The following is a 21,835-nucleotide window of genomic DNA, read 5'->3' on the forward strand; positions in this document are numbered from 1 at the left end:
TGGCAAAATAGTGAGTGTACGCAAAAAGCGCGGTTATTTAGCGCTAGGCGGGTGTGAGGGCCTTAAAATTAGGTAAATCATAACGGCTATTTCAATTACACCAACAAGGTAAATTACCCAAACAGGGGCGCTCGAGTAAAGCAAAAACACAAAGCCAATTAACATACCAATCGCGGCGTAGCATTTTGCTTTTACAGGCACCACTTTATGCGCTTGCCATTGTTGTAAGGTAACGCCGTAGCGAGGGTGGTTAAGTAGCCAGTGTTCAAGTGCAGGGGAAGAGCGAGTAAAGCAGGTAAGCGCTAAAATAAAAAAAATGGTGGTAGGCATAACGGGCAGCACAATACCAATAATGCCAAGGGCCACTAACAGTAACCCCAGTGCTTTAAGCCATAAGTTTTTATAACAAATAAATACTGCTTTTATATTCACTTAGGCTCTTTTAAGTAATGGTTGTTAGTTAGGATTGTAGGCCAAATAATTATAAAATCGAACCCTATAAATGCAAAAAAGGGCAAACTTAGTTTGCCCTTTTAAAATACTAATTATGCTTTAGTTATTTAGAAGTAGTAACCTACGTTGATGTTAAAGCGACGTTCTGTGTCGCCATCACCAATAATTGTTCCGCCAATAAATGGTTGGTTACGCGCTTGAATAAAGTCAAAGTACGTAAATAATGCACCGGCCGATACGCTCATGCCGGTTACGTTCATCCATGTATCTGCACTGTCGTCAGACTTGTCGTAAATAATGCCGTAATCGTTGTAAAACTGCACGCCTGTTACTGGGCCTAAATCAACCGATAGGTCGTATGCTACGTTAAAGTTAGTCATTGTGGCTTCGCTTGATACGGTATCGTAGTAATCAAATGCGCCAACTACAAAGCGGTTGCTGTTGTCGTCTAGGTCGTAGTCGTATTCGCCGTGCTGAAATTGAATATTCCAGTTATTAATTTGGCTATTTACATGAAACGCCCACGCGCCGTAGTTACCCGCACGGTCGTTACCGTCGTGCAAACCACCGCTTAGTAGTGATACGCCAATATCGGTTTTAGCGTTTTCGCCATGCTCAATTTGATACACTGTACGACCAGCAAAGGTGTTGTATTCACCAAGGCGAGAACCTGGGGCGTCGTATGTGCCTTCGGTTGTTGCACGGCTGCCTACAATATCGAAAGAGTAACGTTCGTTAACTTCTGAGCTGCCATCAACACCACCTACTTCATCATTTTTGAAAAAGCCAAGATCTAGTTTCCAGTTGTCTTTAAGTTTGCGGTTTACTGTTACACCTAAATCAAAGTCGTCTTCTAGGCCAACGTAGTAGTTAGTGCTAAAAAAATAGCTGTGTGAGTTGTATGGGCCGTTACCAAACGGTACAGGTGCAATACCGGCTTGCGCTTCCCAGCCATCTGTAAACTCGTAACCTAAGTATGCATACTTAACAATGGTCATGTAATCGTAAAAACGAAAATCACCATTTACAGAAATATCGCTAATTTCGCCCGATAGATTAAGGCGAAATACTTCAAAGTCTAAATCGCCGCCACGGTCTTGCGTGTCTTCATCGTATGAATTAGTACTGTAGTTAAAGCGTACGGCACCGCCAATTTTAATGCCTTCGTCTTCTTGTTCAGGCGCAGCTTGTGCAACAACAACTTCTTTGTTGTCGGCCTTTTTACTGATTTCGGCAACTTGTTGCTCGTGTTGCTTGTTGATTTGGCTTTGCTTTGACTTTTCATCAGCAAGCTGTTGCTCAAGCAACTGCATTTGTTGCTTTAGTTGCTTTAATTGGCTTTGTAGTGTGTCGAGATCGGCTGCGTGAGCTGTGCTTGCTGCACCGCCAAGCATAAGTGCTAGCGTTAATTTTGAGAGTTTAGTCATTGTTGATGCTCAGATTTTGATTAAAAAATAAAAAATTCAAGGTGCTCAAAAGCCCCTTACGAATGATGTAAGAACTAATTTAAATTTATTTTTTTTATTTTTTATTTATTTGGTGTTTGAGTTAACGCGCCTACCTCTAACAGAGGTGATGCGTCTAACTTATCAGCATCCATCATTGCTGCAACGCGCTGCATAGATGAAAGCAACAAACTTTGCTCCCACTCTGCAAGTGCAGAAAACTTTTCAATAAAGTGTTCTTGCAGTGGCTGAGGTGCTTTTTCTAGTAACTCTTTCCCTTGCTCGGTGAGGTATAAGCTCACTCGGCGTTTATCCATTTGACTACGAACGCGTGTTACAAGGTTTCTGCTTTCTATTCTATCAAGAATATTAGTAACAGTAGCCGGGCTTAAGTTAACATTCTGAGCTATACGGCTTGCCGTTATTCCATCGGTGTGCGCTACTTCTTGCATTATAAGCAATTGTGGGCCTGTTAAACCTGATGTTTTATTTAGCTGCTTAGAATGTAAGTCAATCGCGCGGATTACTTTACGTAAAGAAACTAATAATTCGTCATATTTTTGCATTTGCTTATCTCGTCGATGGGCCAAAGGTGTGCCGTAATCGCGAAATGTTACACATCAAATAAATTGAATTCAAATAATAAATTAAGCTTTAGCCCATGCTCATTGGTTTTTATTAGTTTGAGCAGAAACTAAAATAGTTTAATTTTGTTTAGAATTTATTAAATGTTATTAGCATATTGTTTGCATTGTGGTGCGCACACTACGTATGTTGAGAATAATTGGCAAGTCTTATGGTGTAGACTTTAGTATTATTCATAACAGCTGTTGCTAATTAGTAATTGTTTGTAAGTTAGCTGTGTATGTATTAATCGCCAATGAACAAATTATGCACCCTGAAAAGAGTATAGCGTATACTTTACACATGCATTATTGTTTATATGCACATGTTAAAAATCTTTAATATCAGTATTGTAGGGAAAAACATGAAATTATCGCCATCAGTTAGCATTGAACAAAGCGAAACCGGCCTAGAGTTTATAAATGTAGCGAGCTCAAAGTGTGACGCAAAAATATTTTTGCAAGGCGGGCAAATTACCGAGTTTATTCCAAAAAATAACAAACCACTTATTTGGGTGTCTAAAAACGAGACGTTTCAAGAGGGGGTGAGCATTCGCGGTGGTATTCCTATTTGTTGGCCTTGGTTTGGTAACCATGAAAACCCAAATTGGCCAGCACATGGCATTGCACGTACTAGTTTATGGCAAGCTGACGAAGTGCACGAAAGTGACGAACAAATAACAATTAGCTTAAAGTTACCAATGAAGTTGGTAAATACCACGTACTGGCCACATCAATCGGCTGTAAAGGTTGAGTTTGTTTTAACTGATAAACTACAAGTGCGATTAACAACCACTAATTTAAGTAACACTACATTTAGTTATACTCAAGCGCTGCATACTTACTTTCCTACCTCTGATATTAAAAATACGGTTGTTGATGGTTTGCAAGGCGCGCAATATATTGAATTTGGCGAAGGGCCTTTTGCTCAAAACGAACTAGTTAACTTTACCCGCGAAACCGATATGGTGTACACACAGGCCGCGTTGCTGCAGCACATTCATACCCCTGAAGGCATTATTAATGTGAGCCGTGAGAACTCAAGCTCGTGTGTGCTGTGGAACCCATGGATAGAAAAATCTAAGCGTTTATCTAATTTTGCTGACGAAGAATACCTAAGCATGGTGTGTTTAGAAGCCGCCAATGTGTTAGAAGATAACGTGACATTAGAGCCTAAACAAAGCCATACGTTAGTTACTACGATCAGCTGGGCTTAACAGCCAGTAAATAGGAAAGGTACTTAAAATCGTGTTTAATAATCAGCAAGTAATGGATTTACCAAAACATAGCGAAATACAGCTCAACCCCTTGGCCGATAAAGCGTTACTACACGTGCAACTTAATTGGTTGGCGTTTTACATTCCTTTTTGCGCGGTACTGTTTGCTGTTTGTTACTTTAACGAAGCGTTTGCTAACAAAGCACAAACTTACTTGCTGATAGGCGTGCCTATTTTAATATTGTTTTCAATGCTTTATAACGCCGTGAGTATTAAGCTGCAGGGCTTTGCGCTGCGCAATCACGATATTGCGTTTAAAAAAGGGGTTATTTGGCAGCAAATAACTATTTTACCCCTCGCGCGTGTCCAGCATATGGAAATTCACCAAGGCCCCATTGAGCGAAAACTAAAGTTAGCCAGTTTAAAGTTATTTAGTGCCGGCGGGGTCAGTGCTGATTTACAAATAAGTGGCTTAACTCACGAGCAGTGTAAAAATATACGCCAATTTGTGCAAAATTATCGTCAAGATGGCATACCCGCGCAGGTTGAATTAACCAATGAATAATAGCATTAGCGAGGAGCAAAGTAGCTCACTACATTGGCAAAAAGTGTCGCCTTGGGCGGTGTTGTATTTTGTGGTGTATTTTAGCGTGCGCTTTGTAAAAGACGGGCTTTTAAACCTACTGCCCATGCTTGTGGTGTTTGTTACACAAGTAGAAAACAAGTTGTTTTGGGCGCAAGTAGCAGGTGCTATTGCGTTAGTGGTACTGCTAATATATTCAATTTTATATTACATAAATTTTAAGTTTTGCATTAGCGACGATCACGAAATTTTGCTTAACAAAGGGGTGTTTAAAAAAGAGCGCCTAACGTTAAAATTTTCGCGCGTGCAAAACGTAAATATTGCTGAGCCCTTTTATTTTACCCCCGTTAATTTGGTTAATTGTATTTTTGATGCCGCAGGCAGCGTAACTCAAGAGGCGGTATTGCCAGGTGTTACCAAAGCCTATGCACAGCAAATGCGTAAACAAATTTTTGCCTTTAAAGCGCAGCAGCAACCTGACGAGCAAACCACCTCAAGCGAGCATTTTGAAGCGGAAAATAGCCTACGAATCAGTAATAAAGAAATTGCTAAATTTGGCTTAATGTCGAACATGGCTATATTAGCAATGGCCGCTATTGCGCCTTTTATAAATGTATTAGTTGATTTTTTAGAGCAGCAAATTATTGCTAAGGTAGAGGGTTTTTATCAGCAAGAGCTTGGCCTACTGGCCAGTGCTGCAACCTTTGCCATGATCACGCTTATTGCCTTACTCGTTTTATTGGCGGTGATGTTGTCGGTAGGCATGTCGCTTATTCGTTTTTATAACTTTGAGCTTTACTTTAAAGGCCAAAAATTTAAACGTATTGCTGGCTTATTAGAGCGCCATCAGCTTTCTATGAGTATGGATAAGGTGCAATCTATAGTTATAAAACAAAACCTAATGGGGCGGTTACTAAAGCGTTTTACCGTTGAGTGCTTGCAAGCAAGTAGCGGTGGTATAGCGGCGGGCGTGGCTGCTAAAAAAAATAAACAAACCTTAGTATTACCCGTTTTAAATAGCGATCAGGTAGATAGCGTATGCCAATGGATTTATCCGTGGTTTAATAGCAAAAAACTGCAGTTTAACGGCGCAGAGCGTGCTCTACTTTATAAAAATTTGAGTTTTTATGCATTAATTCCAAGCGCTTTTGTGTTGCTTGGGTGCTATTTAGGTGGCTTTAACCTTTGGTTTAGCTTGGGGGTATTGCTGATTTTAGCGGGATTAGTGACACTTGCTTATCAGCGTTATGGTTATTATTTGCATGAAGACAACGGCCGTTTTTACATGGTGGTACGCAAAGGCCTGATAGGTGTGCATTACCGTGTGTTTGAGTTGTATAAAGCACAAAGTGCACGCAGTATTAGTACCTACTTTATGCGCCGCGCAGGGCTTAAAAGCCTGTATATACAACTTGCATCAGGGTTTGCCTTTATGCCCTATATAAAGCAGCAAGATGCTGATTATATAATTGATTTTGCGCTTTATCAGGCAGAGTCAACTGAGCGTAGCTGGATGTAGTAATACCAATCGATTTATACCAACTTGCACAATTAAGTGATCTATTTTGAGGGTGGATAAACGTGTTGATAGCCAGGCAAAAAATTCGCTATTTAGCTGCTCTCGGCAATGGCTCCTGCATTGCTCTACCTTCTGCATCCATGCAGTCGTAAATGAGCATTTTTAACGCAGATAGCGACACGTTTAGCCCCTGAAAATGATTAAATATTATTGCGGATTGGTATTAAATATTTAGCCTTTTCAGGTTGCCTAGTAAAGCGTTAACGGCGTTATAAATACCTCATATAATCAAGGTGTTGCTTAATTTAAAGCTTATAAAATATACACTTTCATAAGCTTTGTTACATTTTTTTACTGCAACATTAGCTGGTTTAATAATACTCTAAGTGTTATCAATCATTTAAAGGATTATTATGAAAAAATCACTCATTGCTGCCTCTTTGCTATTAGCCACACCGACCTTAGCTGCTGATTGGCAAACTATTCATACCGAGCACTTTAATGTGCATTACAGCATCGAAAATGCCGATTATGCTAAATCGACAGCGGCTGAGCTAGAAATAGTGCGCAGTAAAGTGCTTGAGCAGCAAAATCGAGCGCTCGATAAAATAGTTGATGTAGTGGTGTTTGATCCCCTAAATGCGCCTAACGGCTTTGCTTTACCTACTTCTAATAACCCTTTAATGGCGCTTTTTACCACGCCCCCGCAATCAGATACGGTCGTTTCTAATATTAGTGGTTGGCAGCAATTACTCATATTGCACGAATATATTCACTTAGTGCATTTAGCGCAGCCAACGCGCAATACGTGGCAGCAAAAAATACGCAGTGTGTGGGATATTTACGACTTAACTTACAGTGATATGCCGCGCTGGGTAGCCGAAGGTTATGCAACCTTACTTGAGTCAAAAATGACGGGCCGAGGGCGGCTATTTGATAATTACACCGAAGCTATGCTAATTGAGTTTGCTCAGCAAGGGGCACTGCCTAGCTATAGCCAACTAAGCGCCACAGAGGGCGGTTTTATGGCAGGCTCTATGGCGTATTTAATGGGCAGCCGGTTTTTATATTGGCTAGAGCAAACGTATTCAGCGCAAATGCTTGATGCCGTTTGGACACGTATGCAGGCAGTTAAAAAGCGCGATTTTAACGAGGCCTTTACGGGGATATTTGGCCAAAGTGCGGCTAAGTTATATGGCCGCTTTATTGCGCAATATACCTATAAAGCAATGGCAAAAGAGCAGTCAGAACCTGCACTTAACAGCGAGCTGTGGTTAAAGCTTAACTTATATGCAAGCAACCCTGCACTTTCAAAAGATGGCAGTAAGCTTGCGATTGTTGAGCGCGATAAAGATAAAAAAACCAAGCTTATTATTTATAGCACGCAGGATAACACTAAAGCTGAAGATGAATTTACAAAAGCACAAAAAGCGCTATTAGAAAACGATGCATTGGATATACCCGATAACGCCCCGAGCGTATTTAAGCGTGAGCAAAAACACGTTTTAAATCAAATTAACCGAGCAGGTATTGCTAATCCACAATGGGTAAATAACAACACGCTTTATTTTAATGCTTATACACGTGAAGAGACGGGTATTTATAACAAGGTGTCTGATATTTTTAGTTATAACACCGAAACCGGAAACGTTGAGCAGTTAACTAAACTTGCTGGCTTACGTCGTTTTACTGTTACAAGTAATGGCGAAACCCTTTACGCCGAGCAAGTACGCGGTGGTTACTCAGAGTTAGTAAAAGTAGATTTAACCACGCAAACCATGACCCCTTTATTTACAAAAAGCTTAAAAACAGCCTACGACTACCCAACTTTAAGCCCTGATGAAACCCAATTAGCTTATGTATCAGCCAATTTAAATGAGAATTGGCAATTGTATATACAAGATATTACCAATAATACTCGCCAAGCCGTGCCTATGCCAAACGGGTATCAATACCTAAGCCAACCCAGCTTTAGCAAAAACGGTGAAAAAATTTACTTTGTAGCCGGCTTAAAAGGATCAACTGATATTTATAGCTACCATATTGCTAGTAGCACATTAACTAAACTTACCCAGGGCCAAGAAGCCGTTGCTCACCCGCTAGAAACAAGCGACGGGGCATTACTTTATTTATCTATTACTGCTGATGGGCCTAATGTAAAGCAGTTACCGAGTACAGCAGAGGGCGAAATAATTACTGATTTAGCACTGGATAATAGTGCGCCACTGCTTTTGGTGGATCAGTACACGTTGCCTAAAGCAAAAATATATAGCGAAAATGTAGGTAAACAAAGCAGCTACGATGTGCTTGATCAGCATGGAAGTTTAGCGCTAGGCGCACAGTATAACTCAGCCGCTACAAGTGCTTTAAATATCAATATTAAAAGCAGTGACTTACTAAAGCAGTTAGACCTTCAAGCGGGCTACAGTGTTGATTTAAATGATGATGCTTTGTACGGTGGGTACGCCCAGGCAAAATACAATGCATTGCCAGTTAAGCTTAAATTGAGTGTATTTGATTATGATTTAAATACCGCAAAGCAATACCAAGCGAGCGAAAATGCAGATCTATCTGCACGAGGTGGTTTTGCAGCCTTAAGTTACCCTATTAAATACGCGGCGTTTAGCCTAACGCCAGAGCTTGCCTTTAACTATACCGATTATAAGCAAGACTATAATAAATGGGCGCGTATAGGCATTACCCAAAGCTGGCAGTACGACCGCCAAGCATTTGCGATAGGGCAAAGTGTTAATGCCCTGTATTACGATGGCAGCAGTAAAAACAATAATTGGCATGGCTACGATTTAGCGGCCAACGTATTTGGTAAAGCGTTTGATGTGCCGCTTTATATTAATTTTACTCAAAAGCAGCGCGACAATAGCAGCTTAGCGCTAGGCGGATTTAGCTCAAGCCTAATTAGCGAGCATCAAAATAGTGAGTTTGTGCTTTCATCAGAGCTGCCATTTTATAGCACCACTGCTGAGCGCTACATGGGTTATGGCGGCGGTTTTAGCTTTAAAGAAGGCATGCCGTGGCTTTATTACAAACAGCACCAAGTAGATGATGCGGTATACGCACAAAGTTATGGCTTAAAGTATCAAGGCAATTTTAGCTTTGGTTTAGGCCCAGCCGGTGTGAACGATTTAACCTTCAATATGGGGTTATCGCGCGTAGAGGGCGATAGCTTTGAGGATGAAATGCGCGGCTGGTTTAGCTTTTACTACTCGCTTTAAGTAAATTGCTTTATGTAATAAGTGCATTAGTAAAAGCTGTGTTTAAACTAATTTAAAGTGTTGGTGGTTAATTGTGCTTGTTTAGCGACGCAAGCTTAGCTTGATATACGTTTAGCCTTTCTTTATTGCGCTCATACTGAATGGCTTTTTCAAGCAAGCTTTGTGTTTGCGCTGTGTTACCTTGTTGGTAGCGAATTTTAGCCAGCTCTAAATAAAGCTCCGATATATAAGGGGCTTTTGCAATAGCGAGTTCAAGTTGTTTTTTAGCTTGAGTTATTTTGCCCTGATGTACGTTATTTTTAGCAATAACGAGTAGCTCGTAGGGGTCTTTTTCTTTATCAACAAGCTGGCTTGTTAGGCGATTTTCTAGTGTTTTATCCCCCAACTCTTTTGCTAATATTCGATAATTATTAATTAAATTTATACTTATATCGTTTCTATCAAGCGCGGTTTGGTAAATCATGTGAGCGCTTTTTAAATCGCCTGCACGGCGGTGCAACACGCCGGCTATATTAAAAAGCTCTGTATCGTTTGGGGTAAAGCGGTTAGCTTGCATAATTAAAGAGTAAGCCTTATTGAGATTGTTTTTGGCTAATGCCGCTGCGGCTAAGTTACTATAAAACTTACTGAGTAAATCGTTATACGTCGCACTACCTGAATAAAAGCTGCCACGTGTGGGAAAGTAGTCTATTAACGTGCCAGGGCGGATAAATACAATATAGTTATCATCTGTTTCTTCTTTTGGCGCATAAACTTTGGTTCTAAAGTGATTGGCGATGTAGACTAAATTACCTTCTTTGGCATACACAGGTTCGCTGGTCATTTCTTGAAAGCTGGTATCGAGGCCTAAAAGCGTGGCGTAGCTTTGTGTTAATACAGCTAAACTAATACAGTTGCCTTGTGTGCGTTCAATAACTTGTTTTGATGTTAGTGTATCGCCGTGGTACTTAAAGTTGGTAAGTTGGCTTTCTAGGTAGTTAAAAATAATCTCATCAGCGCGAACTTCATTTAAGCGTTTATGCGCGTATGCTAAAAACTTTTCTTTTTCGGGCTTTGGGAGCTCAAAAATGCTGTGCTCGTTAGGTGTTTTAACCTGCTCAAAAAGAGAGTGGTTAATTACGTGTGTTAGCTGCACCTTTTTAATGGGCGCTGCAGGCGGCGTGCTATTACAGGCAGCTAAAAAAAGGCTAAGTGTAAAAACTAGATATTTCATATATCACCTCACTGTGATTTTTAACATTACAGTGAGGTGATTTTTTAATCAAGCACTTGCAGTGCGATGTTTACTTAAGCGGTTTTTTTGAGACTGTTTTTTACGCTTACGGCGAGTAAACCATAAATAAAAGCCAGTACCACCAAGCCAAACAGGGCTTAAACCAATAACACACCAAATTATTTTACTAATGAGACCTGCAAAATAACCAAAGTGAAGTTTTCTAAAGCTATCAATTACTTGCCAACCTACACCCACTTCGCGGATGTCCCAGTTTGCCATATGCTCACCCGTTAGCTTGTTGTAAGTAACGGTATTGGCATATTCGCTGGCAAGCGGGTTACTGGTATCAACTTCACCAAATAACGTTATATTTTCGTCTGGCTCAAGTGGCATGACTAAAAACGTACCATTAAAGGTGGGTATTTGCTTTTGGCTGTCATCAAGTACGTGCTGAAAAGAAATCTCTTCATTGTATAAATTTTTAGTTAATACAAAGTGCTCTTCTTCTGCGTGTTCAATTACTTCGTGATACCACACAGCGCCGTTAAAGTAGCCGCCAGTGATGGCTAAAATTATAATAATTGGCGAGCCAATTACACCGGTCATTTTATGAATGTCGCTAAGCACTATTTGCAGTGTGGCACGCCAGCGTACACTAAATAACCGCTGCCAAAACTTACGATAAATAATAAGACCTGTAATCCCAAGTACTAAAAAAAACAACGCAAAAAAGAAGCCTAAAACAGTGCCAGTTTGCCCTGGTAAGCTTTTTAAATCGTTAAGTAAAAAGGTGTAATGTAAGTCTAAAAACCAGTCGGTAAAGTAATGGCTGGTGCCTACTGGCTCCGAAAGAATATTGCCTGTGTATTGATCTAAATGGAATTTATACCAGTCCTCTGTACCGCGTTTAATTAAATAAACCCGATCAGCCGTATCATCGTTAAATATTTCCCAGCTACCTACCACGTACTCAGGGTAGGCTTTTTGCGTTTTTTCTATAAGTGTATCAATAGGTAAGCGGTTGGCTTGTTGTTGTACAACAAAGTGACTGTCTGGCATTAATAAGCCGTCAATCTCGCTTTTAAATACCAAAACGCTACCAGTTATACTGATAACAAGCAGCGGAATAAGCGCTATAAGGGCTACCCAGCTGTGAATTTTAAAAAGTGTTTTTCTCATAGTTTATTTTTTGTGTAATTGCCACAGACCTGCGTATGATAACAATTATCAGTTTTATTTCATAGTTGTGCGATGAATACACAATAATTGCTTTAGTGTTCAATTAAAGTAACGGTTTTTGTACAGCTATCTTGCCAGTGCCTAATATAGGTTTACGCTAATTTGTTGAGTAAAATATATTCATCATTACAATGCGCGCTCACTTTAAAACCCTTTTAAAAACATGTGTTTATTTATTGTTTCAGGCGGGTTTTATATTAACATTTAAGTAACGAGCGAGGTTGTTTTGGCGCACTATCTACCTATTTTGTCGGCTTTTATTTTAGTTTTTAGCTTTTTACCGCTATTGAGCAAAATTAGAAAGAATCGCAGTGTGTCGGGGTTATCACTATTAATGATGACTTTTGGTTTAGCGCAAAGCCTCTACTTTATTACTTACAATATTTATTTTGAACGCTACTTTATTGCTCTACCATTTTTTGTAACTGGGGCATTAAGTGGCTTAATTTTATATTACTTTGCACGCTATAACGCCGCAAAAGCTGAACGTATACAGCTTGTAGCTATGCTTGGCTTTTCGTTATTGCCTTTTTTATTGCTGCTAAATAAAAGCCTAGAAACCTCATCGGTACTCAATGCACTTACATACGTGGGGCTGGTAATGAGCTCAGTGCGGGTTATGCCGCAAACATATAAAACCTTGCGCAGTGGCAATATTAGCAATTTAAGCGCCCGTTACTTTAGTTTGCAGTTTGTAGCAGGCATGTGTGGTTTATTTGTAGAGCTAAGCAGTGTTATGCCTAGCACCTCGCATATTTTAATGTTTGTTATGTTGCTACTTACAAATGCCGTGCAATTTGCGTGTATGCAATATTATAAAATGCGCCCAGCAATGGCTTAAAAAACAATCGTCTTCTATTTATATTGTGCTAAATATGTGGCAAGTTACTTTATCAAATAAAAGGATAAAGTATGAATTGGAATCAGTTTGGCTACATTTGCCGTGTCTATAGTTCTAAAACATTAAGTGGCGCACAAAAAGAAGAGTTAACCACACAATCGTATTTAACCGTTTATGCTAATAAATATGCAGACAGTAAATTAGCCAATATCCTTGCAGCAAAATTTGCTCTGCAAGATGCTGATTTTTTGCAAAAACAAGCCATGCATTATCAATGTGTACCGCAGCTAGTTAGCGGGTATAAATTTGAGCAAAAAGGCATTTTTAGCTATTTAACTGCTGTTTTTCTTATTTATGTTTTTTCTTCGCTTTTATATCAGTCTTTTGTAGTTCCTACATTTGTAGAGATATATAGCAATCATATGGCTTCTTCTGCGCATACTTTAGGTAATTACTTTTCTTATTGGTATGTGCCAATTATTCTATTGGTTTTACTGCAAAGCATTATTTTTATAGTAATTTTTAAAATTAAAAATGCATGCGCTTTAACCGACTCGCAGCCTTTTACTGGTTTATCAAAAGCTTTACTTCCCCGCAGTTTAATTAAGAAATACGATCGACTAATGATAACGCTTAACTTTGCGGTAAATTTCAAAGAGGATGAAAACGCTTCAATAGCCGAAACTAAGCACTTGGCTAAGTGTGATGCGTTAGGTTTAGAAACTCATGAAGAGTTTAAAGTGTTACTTCTGCAGCAGTTCCAACAATTTAATTTGCAGGCTAAAGGCTTTATTAATAAGCTGGTTATTCTGTATGGTTTAGTCATTATTGTGTCTATTTACTTATTTGTTAAAGCGGCTTATCAACCAATTTTTATGCTAGGGGAAGTGTTATGAAGGCAAAAGGATTTACGCTAATTGAATTGATGGTGGTGATTTCTATTATTGGTATTTTGGCGGCCGTTGCTTTACCGCAATACAGTAAATATATGCAAAAAGCTGAACTTGTTGATCCGCTTGCTATGGCCGCAGTAATTAGAGAAGACGTAACTACGTATTACATTGAAAACAGAGAGTTTCCTAAAAATAATAAACAAGCAAATGTGCCTGAAAGTAAATATTTAATAGGAAATCGAGTGACAGGTATTTCTATAGAAAACGGTGCAATTAACATTAGCTTGGGGAATAAAGCCTCGCAGCTTTTGCAAAATACAGTTTTAACATTTAGGCCAGCAGTCGTTACTAATAGTCCCACAAGCCCTATTGCATGGTTGTGCGGTTTTGATGAACCCGTTGTAGGGATGCAAGCGGTTGGCGAAAACAAAACAACTGTACCTAAAGATGTATTACCTTCGGCCTGTTTATAACTAATTTAGAGGGTTAACCTATGCAACTCACCATCCATCAAATTGATGCATTTACAAGCGAGTTATTTAAAGGCAATTACGCGGCCGTGATCCCGCTTGAGTCATGGCTGAGTGATGAGTTAATGCTCAATATTGGCGCTGAAAATAATGTGTCTGAAACTGCATTTACTTGCCCTCAGGCAGACGGCAGTTTTGCAATACGGTGGTTTTCGCCATTAATGGAAATAGATTTTTGTGGCCACGCTACGCTCGCTGCTGCGTATGTTTTATGCGAGCAACACAATCTTAGCCAAGTGCGCTTTAACGCTGCGGCTGTAGGGGAGCTTATGGTTAATAAAAATAGCGATGGTAGTTTTACTATGACCTTTCCTAAGCAAGCGCCGGATGAAGTGCAAGCTATACCAGAAGCGCTGCTCAAAGGGTTGTCTATACAACCAGTAAAGGTACTTAAAAATCGCCAAGCATATTTTGCTATATACGAAAATGCACAGCAAATTCATGATTTAACTACTCAGTCTGATTTATTGAAAACCTTATATCCACTTGATGTGGTCGCTACTGCGAGTTCTGCTGAGTACGATATTGTGTCTCGTTATTTTTGGCCAGCAAGTGGCGGCGAAGAAGATTTTGTTACGGGCTCTATTCACACTGGCCTTGCCCCTTACTGGGCGCAGCAATTAGGTAAAAATAAATTAAACGCGTATCAGGCTTCAAGCCGTGGTGGTTTTATACAATGTGAAGTAGGCGAGGATACAGTCACGTTAACCGGTAACGCTGTGCGGTATTTAAAAGGCACAATTTATTTATAAATAAGCATTAAAAAGGCCACGTATAACGTGGCCTTTTTGATTTAGTTAATTAAGCTTCTAACGCTTTAGCAATTAAGTGATCAATATACTTTTTATGCGCTTTAGTTGCTGTATCGGCTCCCCATCCTATGCTTGTATCAGCTATTTGTGTTAGCTGATAGAGCGCGGCAGTTTTTGCCAAATTGTCGTGCTTACTGGCTTTGCCCAGGCCTGCAATAGCAATAAGCTGATTTACATACTCTATTTGTAGATTATGGCTAATAGACGTGCTCTCTTTGCTATCAACAAAAATACTGGCAGTTAGGTCGTCCATAAATTGCGTTAAGCTATATTCATTACCGTACAGTGCGGTATCTGAAATACGCAGCATAACAGCCGGGTGCAGCAATTGCGCAAGTACTGTTTTTTGCATGCCTAAAATCATTTTGTGCGCTTTCGGGTCTTCATTTTTACCATAATGGTTAAAGCCACGGCGCTGTTGCTGTAAATAGTTATACAGTGGTTGCATGCTAGTGAGTACGTCTGGCGCAAATACATATTTAGCAAGTATTTTCATGGCTTGTGTTTGGCGCTCAAGTGGCACAGGTGTAAAGGGTTTTTCGGCGCTTGTATCGCCGACTACGGCGCGTTCAACATACACGCCCCCAATTTGGCGAGAAACAATGCCTGCTTGTGAGCGGTACTGGCCAAATAAACTATTTGCCGAGGTAACTAGCTGTTGGTAAGACTCACCTCTTACTGTGGCTTTATCTTTTAACTCAGTAAATAACTTATTGATGAGCGCCATGCGATCGGCACCATAGGCTGCTGGGTTTGATGATAAATCGCCTATCATTACGCGTGGGTCTATATGGCGACCTGGCGCGCGCATGTCGTCGGCATCGTTACCAAAGGCAAGCGCGTGTTCGCTCGAGCGGGCAAGTATTTTATCAAGACGTGCGCGCTCTGCGGCTTCATCTTTAAGGGCAGTGCTGTAACCGTAGTTAATAGCCCAATCGTCGTAAGGGCCTGGCTTAGTTTGAAAAATATCACCTTGCTGCATACCTATTGGCGCGATGTTAGCGGGTGCATAATCCATCACTGAGCCTGTCACTATGCCTTGGGTTTTAGCTTTATCATGAACCTCTTTTTCATCCCACAAAATAGACGATTTCATATTGTGGTTTAAGCCTAGTGTGTGGCCTACTTCATGAAGAATTAGCTGAGTTAAACCTTGGCGAATCATTTCATTGTCATCAATCGAGGCACCTGTTGCTAAGCCTTTAGCAAGTAATAGATTTTGTTGAATTTCATGACCTAGTGAGCAATTTAAATCGCTACTTGTATGTAAGTGTTCGCCGTGGCTCATTGTGCCTTGTGTGTAAAGCGTATCGTAAATCCAGCGGTTTTTCATAAACACAAACTCAAGCATAATGTCTGAGCCAAGTATTTCGCCTGTTAACGGGTTAGCAAGAGCCGGCCCGTAGCCACCAAAGGGCGGTTTTGGCGATGATGTCCAACGTAGTACGTTGTAGTTAATATCGCCAGCATCCCACGTTGCATCGTCGGGTTGTATTTTTACTTCTAGTGCGTTTTTAAAACCGGCTTTTTCAAACGAGCTATTCCAGGTAAGTACGGCATCGCGTATTGTGTCGCGCCACTCTACAGGGGTGGTGTTTTCTATCCACCAGGTAATTGGTTTTACCGGCTCAGAAAGTTCAGCATTGGGGTTTTTCTTTTGTAGATCCCAGCGCTTAATAACATCCTCATAGGGCGCCCAGTCGGTAGAGGTCATTAGATCAAATTGATTAGTGAAATAGCCTATGCGTGCGTCATCTTTACGTGGTTTATAGTCGTTTTTTGGTAATGCAACAAAAGAGTGCTGCACCTTTACAGAGACATTGCGCGGGTCGCTTACGGCACTTGTACCACGCACGGTGGGACTGGCATTACTAAATACGTAATCAACGACTATATCTAAGTTGTTTGGGTAGGGGCGCTGCTTAACAATGCGCGACTTTTTAGTATTTAATTTACCTACTTTAAAGCGTTTTTTAGCGTTTTTATCGGCTGGGTTTGGTGTTGGCGATACCTTGTGTAGCGCCTCACTTAAAAATAGCTTGTTAACCTTAAAGGCTATTTTACCTTCTTCTTCTTTTTCTATTTTAATACTGGCTAAAACGGCTTCACTAATATTGGCATTGCTTGCTTTGGCAATGGCACTGTTTTGATCAAATTTATAGCGAGGTGTTTTGCTTACTATATCAATGCGGTCAAAGTATTTTCTAAACTCAATAAGCTTAGTTTCTCTATAGGCACCGCGATAATGCCCAGCATCAGTGACACCGTCGACTGTATGGGCAAAGTATACAAAAGGGGTATTAAGCTGCGATTCGGTGATCACCATTAAGTGCTCACCGGTTTTTTGGTCTTGGTATAAATTAAAAATACCTGAAAATTCGGTTTGCCCTTCGACCATTTCGCTCAGGGTTTTTACTTTTTTGTCTTCTTTTTTATCATCAGCCACTGCGTGGCCGCTTAGCGCTATACTCAGTGTTAGCGCAAGGGTTGTTAATTTCATTGTAATAATCTTTTTCGCTGTTATTTATTAAGGGTGACTGTACGTAAATTAAAAACTGTTCGCACATGTTCTCGATGAAATAATAGCCTAAACTTGTAATTTGTTGATTTTAAATAGTAAAAGTTTGTAACAAAATATAATAAATGCGATGAGTAGCAGGTGTTTGTTAACGGGTACACAGCTAAATTCAGTGCCCAATTTGATTTGTAACAGTTGCTTACAAATGTCAGGTTAATGTTTTATTGCGCTCTGTTATTATAGTGTTAGTAGAAATATGAGGTAATTAGGATATGCAATCAAATTCACTGAGATGGGTGTTCCCATTTGTAGCATTAGCCATTGGTGTAGTGGGCTTTATGGGAATAAACGCTATTGCACAAGAAGATCAAAATAAAACAGCAGTAGATACACGACCCACCGTGCAAGTTGAGCCTGTAGAAGCTAATAATCACCAAGTAATAATAAACAGCTACGGCGAAATAAAACCATTAGAAAACACACAGTTGGCGGCGCAGGTGTCGGGCGAAGTAATTAGCTGGCACCCTAGCTTTGTAGCCGGTGGCGTGGTTTCGCGTGGCGATACACTGATTAGTATTGAAAAAGATAACTACGAAGCAGCCGTTTTAGTTGCCGAAGCCGATTTAGCGCGTGCCAAAGCTGCTTTAATTGAAGAGCAAGCGCAGGCAAAAGTAGCCGAAGACGAAGCAAAGCGTTTTCCGAATAAAGCACGTACAGACTTATTTTTACGTAAACCGCAGGTGTTAAGCGCCCAAGCAGCGGTTAAGTCGGCGCAAGCCGCATTAAAAAGAGCACAACGCGATTTAGAAAACTGCGATGTAAAAGCCCCATACGATGCGTTAGTAGTGAGCCGTAATGTAGGCGTTGGCCAGTTTGTGGCTATGGGTGCACAAGTGGCTGATTTAAATAATATAGAAACAGCAGAGGTTATTATTCCTATTGCTGGTTTTGATAGCGTATTTTTACCGGAGCGAATTAAGGGCATTAAGGCCACTATTATTCAAAAAGGGTTAAACAGTTTTACACGTGAAGGCGTGATTGACCGTGACCTAGGTATTGTAGATAACGCGACGCGCATGAGCAGCTTAGTGGTACGTATTGAAGACCCATACGGCTTAAAAACACAGCAACCGGCAATTAAATTTGGCAGCTACGTACAGGTTAATTTTGCAGGCGCTATGCTTAATAATATTTACCGTTTACCGCAATCATTAGTTAATAACCAAACAGTGTGGATAGTTAACGAAAACCAAGAGCTTGAGCCGCGCAAAGTAACCGTAGTGAGAGAAGAAGGCGAGTACTTTTATATTAGCAGCGGGCTGAACGCCGATGATAAGTTGGTTACCACGTTACCAGAGTACCCACAAAAGGGCATGCAAGTTAAAGTGGCTGGCATGGGCGAGCCGAGTAACGCTAATACAAACACCGAAAGTAGCGCTGATGCGCAACAGTTGTAAGGTGTAAATTAATGAGTGAATCAATTGAAAAAAAACAAACAGGGTTAATAGCTTACTTTGCTAACAACTCTGTTGCAGCAAACTTAATGATGGTTTTTATCATCATTATGGGGATTATTAGCTACCTTACCATTCAGCGCCAGATGTTTCCTAATGTAGAAATTAACTACATTAATGTTGAGGCAAATTACCCCGGTGCCTCACCACAAGAAATTGAAGAAAGCATTCTTATAAAAATTGAAGAATCACTAAAGGATGTGACCGAAATTAAAAAGGGCGTGTACCGCGCCTTTAGAAATGGCGGTAGAGCAAGCCTTGAAATTAACACCGATGCAGAGCTTACCGATGTACTTGATAAGGTAAAGCTGCGTGTTGATGGTATTGCAACCTTTCCTGCGGGTATGGAACCGGTCACCATAAGTCAGATTGAGTTTAGGCAAGACGTTATAGGGATGACCTTAGTTGCCGATTTGCCGCTGACAGAACTCAAACCCATTGCCAATCAAATTGAAGATGAGCTATTACAGCTATCAAACGTGTCGTTGGTAGAAAACGATGTGCCTCTTGATGAAATTGCCATCGAAATCGACCCAGATACGTTGCGCCAATATAATTTAACCCTGAGCGATGTAATGAACGCTGTGCGTAATTACTCTGCTAATTTTTCGGCGGGGCAATTAACAACCGATGCGGGGGTTATTTCTGTTCGGGTTGAAAACCAGTATTACTCTGGTAATGAGTTTAGACAAATTCCGGTAAAAATAGGTGAATACGGCGCTAAAGTGTTGCTTCAAGACATTGCCGTTATTAAGGACCAATTTACTGAAGGCGAGCGCTATTTTAAGTTTAATGGCGAAAACGCAGTGTATATGTCGGTAAAGGCTACGCAAGATCAAAACATGATTCCGGTTGCTGAGTCGGTTAAAGCCTTTATTGAGCAAAAGAATACCCAGCTACCACCGGGTGTTAGGTTAGAGCCATTAATGGACATGACGTACTACCTAAATGCGCGCCTTGATATGATGAAAGCTAACTTGTTTCAAGGGGCAATATTAGTCGCTATTATGCTTTCGTTATTCTTGCGCTTTAAATTAGCGCTTTGGGTAATGATTGGCTTACCGGTGTGCTTTTTAGGGGCAATGATGCTAATGCCGTTATTTGGTATAAGCATTAATATAATTTCGTTGTTTGCATTTATTATGGTGCTCGGGATTGTGGTTGATGACGCCATAGTAATAGGAGAAGCCGCTTATACTGAGGTAGAAAAAAGCGGAGGCGGAGTTGAGAATGTTGTCCGTGGTGCAAACCGTGTAGCAACCCCTGCTACATTTGGTGTATTAACAACTATTGCTGTGTTTGCCCCATTTACACTATCGAGTGGGCCAGAAAGTGCCTTTTTTTACGCGATTGCTGTAGTAGTAATACTGTGTTTAGTATTTAGCTTAGTTGAGTCAAAACTTATTTTACCGGCACACATTGCCCACACGCACTTTTCACCTATTAAAAAAGGCGGCTGGCGCGATAGGTTTAATACGCGCTTTTTTGGTTTTGTAAATGGCCCTTATAAGCGTTTTATATCGCGTTGTGTAGACTGGCGCTGGACAGTATTGTTTGGCTTTATTGCTATGTTTTTTATAAGTATTGCGCTTATCACATCAAATAAAGTACGCACTGTACCTACTCCAAAAGTGCCACATGATTTTCCGCAAATTCATATAGAAATGAACGACAATGTGTCTGACTTACAAACTATTGCAGCTATTCGTGAAGTAGAAGCCATGGTGTTAAGAGTTGATGAAGAAACAGAGCGTGAATTTGGCCAAAAAATAATTCGTGATGTACTGGTATTTAACCAAGGCAGAACGGAGTCTCAGTTACTTGCGCCGTTGGTGGATGAAGACTTACGCCCTTATAACGCGTTTGAGCTTTCACGCCGCTGGCGAGAAGCCATGCCAACCATTGCTGGTATTAAATCACTCACTATTGAAGATGATGTTGGCGGCGGTGGCGGCACCGGAGAAGGTGAGTTTGGCTACTTATTATTTGGATCAGACATAGAAACACTTAACGCTGCCGGGCGTCGTTTTATTCAGCTATTGCAGCAACAAAAAGGCTTGTTTGATATAAGCTCTACCATTGACCCTGCTAGTAAAGAGGTGCAAATGAGCTTAAAACCTGTGGCTTACGATTTAGGGCTCGACCTTGCTAACATTGCAAACCAAGTGGGAGCCAGTTTTTATGGTGGCGAAGCGCAGCGTGTAATACGTAACGGCGAAGAAGTAAGAGTAATGGTACGTTACCCTAAACTGACTCGCGAAGCGTTTTCATCGCTAAAACACACAGTGGTAACCACACCGCAAGGGCGTGAAGTGCTTTTAGGTGATGTAGTTGAGCTAACCGAAACGCCGGGTATTAGTTATATTCGCCGTGAGGGTGGTTATCGTACGGTTTATGTATACGGCAGTATTGATGAAGAAGTTATAGAGCCTGGCGAAGTTGTTTCGCAAGTAAAAGAAAATTTACTGCCACAACTTAAAGAGGAATACCCAAGTGTTAAATCAGAACTTGGTGGCGCAATAGAAGAGCAACAAGCACAAGCTAATGAGCAGTTGCTGTTTTTTGTAGGCGGCATGATTTTAGTTTATATATTACTTGCCGTACCACTTAAAAGTTACGCCCAACCGCTTATTGTTATGTCGGTTATTCCGTTTAGTTTAACGGGAGCTATTTGGGGTCACTTTTGGTTTGATTTAGACATTAGCTTAATGTCGGGTTTTGGTTTAATCGCCGCGGCCGGCGTAGTTATAAACGACTCGCTGGTAATGACCGATTACGTAAACCAAGTACGCCGAGAAGGTGTAAGCGTTAAAAACGCGGTGATAGAGGCTGGTTGTGCGCGCTTTAGGGCAATATTACTAACCTCAATTACCACCTTTGCAGGGGTACTGCCTATAATGTTTGAAACCAGCTTACAAGCTAAGTTTGTAATCCCTATGGCAGTAGCGCTAGGCTTTGCCGTTATGTTTGCAACACTAATTACCCTTATATTGGTGCCGTGTTTATACATAATTTTAGGCGATATTGGTAACGTGTTTAAAACGGTTTTTCGAAAAATTTTTAGGCGAAAAACACCTATAAATCAAACATCTTAAACTACTTAAAGCCAACTCTAGCGAGTTGGTTTTTTAGGGCGTGCTGATCTTTGCGGATTGAAATTTGTTCAATCTAGGGGTGATTAAATCGCGGCGCGAGGTTT

General features: G+C 40.6%; 16 protein-coding genes. 10 read left to right on the forward strand and 6 right to left on the reverse strand.

Features of this window, described 5'->3' with window-relative positions:
* Window positions 1-33: 33 nt before the first annotated feature.
* The 3 genes from WDB87_RS05265 to WDB87_RS05275 all read right to left on the reverse strand — a co-directional run bounded on the left by WDB87_RS05265 (window position 34) and on the right by WDB87_RS05275 (window position 2,464).
* Window positions 34-432, reverse strand: coding sequence for a YbaN family protein (locus WDB87_RS05265; protein WP_055015526.1), 399 nt, complete (start codon window positions 430-432; stop codon window positions 34-36).
* 128 nt (window positions 433-560) lie between these two features.
* A complete protein-coding gene (locus WDB87_RS05270; RefSeq protein WP_337849289.1) occupies window positions 561-1,880 on the reverse strand; it encodes a carbohydrate porin in 1,320 nt (439 codons plus the stop codon).
* Between the two features lie 101 nt (window positions 1,881-1,981).
* On the reverse strand, window positions 1,982-2,464 hold the full coding sequence (locus WDB87_RS05275) for a MarR family winged helix-turn-helix transcriptional regulator (RefSeq protein ID WP_004586011.1): 483 nt from the start codon (window positions 2,462-2,464) through the stop codon (window positions 1,982-1,984).
* A 422-nt stretch (window positions 2,465-2,886) separates the two neighbouring features.
* On the opposite strand from WDB87_RS05275, the gene WDB87_RS05280 reads away from it, so the two are divergent.
* The 4 genes from WDB87_RS05280 to WDB87_RS05295 all read left to right on the forward strand — a co-directional run bounded on the left by WDB87_RS05280 (window position 2,887) and on the right by WDB87_RS05295 (window position 9,073).
* Complete coding sequence (locus WDB87_RS05280; protein ID WP_286245639.1) at window positions 2,887-3,738, forward strand: D-hexose-6-phosphate mutarotase; 852 nt, start codon at window positions 2,887-2,889, stop codon at window positions 3,736-3,738.
* A gap of 31 nt (window positions 3,739-3,769) precedes the next feature.
* Entirely contained in the window at window positions 3,770-4,303 is a 534-nt protein-coding gene (locus WDB87_RS05285) for a PH domain-containing protein (protein WP_337849290.1), read from the forward strand.
* Window positions 4,296-5,840: a PH domain-containing protein gene (locus WDB87_RS05290; protein ID WP_337849291.1), complete on the forward strand. Its 1,545-nt coding sequence runs from the start codon at window positions 4,296-4,298 to the stop codon at window positions 5,838-5,840. The genes WDB87_RS05285 and WDB87_RS05290 overlap by 8 nt, the downstream gene beginning before the upstream one ends.
* Window positions 5,841-6,253: 413 nt before the next feature.
* Window positions 6,254-9,073 carry a TolB family protein gene (locus WDB87_RS05295; RefSeq protein WP_337849292.1) on the forward strand — a complete coding sequence of 940 codons (2,820 nt, stop codon included), beginning with the start codon at window positions 6,254-6,256 and terminating at the stop codon, window positions 9,071-9,073.
* A 67-nt stretch (window positions 9,074-9,140) separates the two neighbouring features.
* On the opposite strand, the gene WDB87_RS05300 is transcribed toward WDB87_RS05295, so the two are convergent.
* Both WDB87_RS05300 and WDB87_RS05305 read right to left on the reverse strand, forming a co-directional pair.
* The gene (locus WDB87_RS05300; protein WP_337849293.1) at window positions 9,141-10,286 is read right to left on the reverse strand and encodes a tetratricopeptide repeat protein; all 1,146 of its coding nucleotides are present in this window, start codon (window positions 10,284-10,286) and stop codon (window positions 9,141-9,143) included.
* Between the two features lie 48 nt (window positions 10,287-10,334).
* The gene (locus tag WDB87_RS05305) at window positions 10,335-11,468 is read right to left on the reverse strand and encodes a PepSY-associated TM helix domain-containing protein (protein ID WP_337849294.1); all 1,134 of its coding nucleotides are present in this window, start codon (window positions 11,466-11,468) and stop codon (window positions 10,335-10,337) included.
* Between the two features lie 286 nt (window positions 11,469-11,754).
* Here WDB87_RS05305 and WDB87_RS05310 point away from each other — a divergent pair, with 286 nt between their 5' ends.
* The 4 genes from WDB87_RS05310 to WDB87_RS05325 all read left to right on the forward strand — a co-directional run bounded on the left by WDB87_RS05310 (window position 11,755) and on the right by WDB87_RS05325 (window position 14,544).
* A complete protein-coding gene (locus WDB87_RS05310) occupies window positions 11,755-12,369 on the forward strand; it encodes a PQ-loop domain-containing transporter (RefSeq protein WP_337849295.1) in 615 nt (204 codons plus the stop codon).
* A 71-nt stretch (window positions 12,370-12,440) separates the two neighbouring features.
* Entirely contained in the window at window positions 12,441-13,265 is an 825-nt protein-coding gene (locus WDB87_RS05315) for a hypothetical protein (protein WP_337849296.1), read from the forward strand.
* A complete protein-coding gene (locus tag WDB87_RS05320) occupies window positions 13,262-13,735 on the forward strand; it encodes a pilin (RefSeq protein ID WP_337849297.1) in 474 nt (157 codons plus the stop codon). Before WDB87_RS05315 ends, WDB87_RS05320 begins: the two co-directional genes overlap by 4 nt.
* A 20-nt stretch (window positions 13,736-13,755) precedes the next feature.
* Window positions 13,756-14,544, forward strand: a complete 789-nt coding sequence (locus WDB87_RS05325) for a PhzF family phenazine biosynthesis protein (RefSeq protein ID WP_286245630.1) — start codon at window positions 13,756-13,758, stop codon at window positions 14,542-14,544.
* Between the two features lie 49 nt (window positions 14,545-14,593).
* Here the strand turns inward: WDB87_RS05325 and WDB87_RS05330 are convergent, their stop codons facing one another.
* Complete coding sequence (locus WDB87_RS05330) at window positions 14,594-17,104, reverse strand: zinc-dependent metalloprotease (protein ID WP_337849298.1); 2,511 nt, start codon at window positions 17,102-17,104, stop codon at window positions 14,594-14,596.
* Between the two features lie 290 nt (window positions 17,105-17,394).
* Here WDB87_RS05330 and WDB87_RS05335 point away from each other — a divergent pair, with 290 nt between their 5' ends.
* Window positions 17,395-18,579 carry an efflux RND transporter periplasmic adaptor subunit gene (locus tag WDB87_RS05335; RefSeq protein ID WP_337849299.1) on the forward strand — a complete coding sequence of 395 codons (1,185 nt, stop codon included), beginning with the start codon at window positions 17,395-17,397 and terminating at the stop codon, window positions 18,577-18,579.
* Between the two features lie 11 nt (window positions 18,580-18,590).
* Window positions 18,591-21,731 (forward strand): efflux RND transporter permease subunit, encoded by a 3,141-nt coding sequence (locus WDB87_RS05340; RefSeq protein WP_337849300.1) that lies wholly within the window; start codon window positions 18,591-18,593, stop codon window positions 21,729-21,731.
* The last annotated feature ends 104 nt before the right edge of the window (window positions 21,732-21,835 follow it).

It is taken from the genome of Pseudoalteromonas sp. C12FD-1 (genome assembly GCF_037414265.1).
GTDB lineage: Bacteria > Pseudomonadota > Gammaproteobacteria > Enterobacterales > Alteromonadaceae > Pseudoalteromonas.

What these genes read in the sequence shown, in the direction of transcription:
- WDB87_RS05340 (WP_337849300.1), top strand. Translation starts at nt 18,591, where the DNA reads ATGAGTGAATCAATTGAAAAAAAACAAACAGGGTTAATAGCTTACTTT.
- WDB87_RS05295 (WP_337849292.1), top strand. Translation starts at nt 6,254, where the DNA reads ATGAAAAAATCACTCATTGCTGCCTCTTTGCTATTAGCCACACCGACC.
- WDB87_RS05330 (WP_337849298.1), bottom strand. Translation starts at nt 17,104, where the DNA reads ATGAAATTAACAACCCTTGCGCTAACACTGAGTATAGCGCTAAGCGGC.
- WDB87_RS05305 (WP_337849294.1), bottom strand. Translation starts at nt 11,468, where the DNA reads ATGAGAAAAACACTTTTTAAAATTCACAGCTGGGTAGCCCTTATAGCG.
- WDB87_RS05325 (WP_286245630.1), top strand. Translation starts at nt 13,756, where the DNA reads ATGCAACTCACCATCCATCAAATTGATGCATTTACAAGCGAGTTATTT.
- WDB87_RS05315 (WP_337849296.1), top strand. Translation starts at nt 12,441, where the DNA reads ATGAATTGGAATCAGTTTGGCTACATTTGCCGTGTCTATAGTTCTAAA.
- WDB87_RS05335 (WP_337849299.1), top strand. Translation starts at nt 17,395, where the DNA reads ATGCAATCAAATTCACTGAGATGGGTGTTCCCATTTGTAGCATTAGCC.
- WDB87_RS05270 (WP_337849289.1), bottom strand. Translation starts at nt 1,880, where the DNA reads ATGACTAAACTCTCAAAATTAACGCTAGCACTTATGCTTGGCGGTGCA.
- WDB87_RS05300 (WP_337849293.1), bottom strand. Translation starts at nt 10,286, where the DNA reads ATGAAATATCTAGTTTTTACACTTAGCCTTTTTTTAGCTGCCTGTAAT.
- WDB87_RS05290 (WP_337849291.1), top strand. Translation starts at nt 4,296, where the DNA reads ATGAATAATAGCATTAGCGAGGAGCAAAGTAGCTCACTACATTGGCAA.
- WDB87_RS05275 (WP_004586011.1), bottom strand. Translation starts at nt 2,464, where the DNA reads ATGCAAAAATATGACGAATTATTAGTTTCTTTACGTAAAGTAATCCGC.
- WDB87_RS05320 (WP_337849297.1), top strand. Translation starts at nt 13,262, where the DNA reads ATGAAGGCAAAAGGATTTACGCTAATTGAATTGATGGTGGTGATTTCT.
- WDB87_RS05280 (WP_286245639.1), top strand. Translation starts at nt 2,887, where the DNA reads ATGAAATTATCGCCATCAGTTAGCATTGAACAAAGCGAAACCGGCCTA.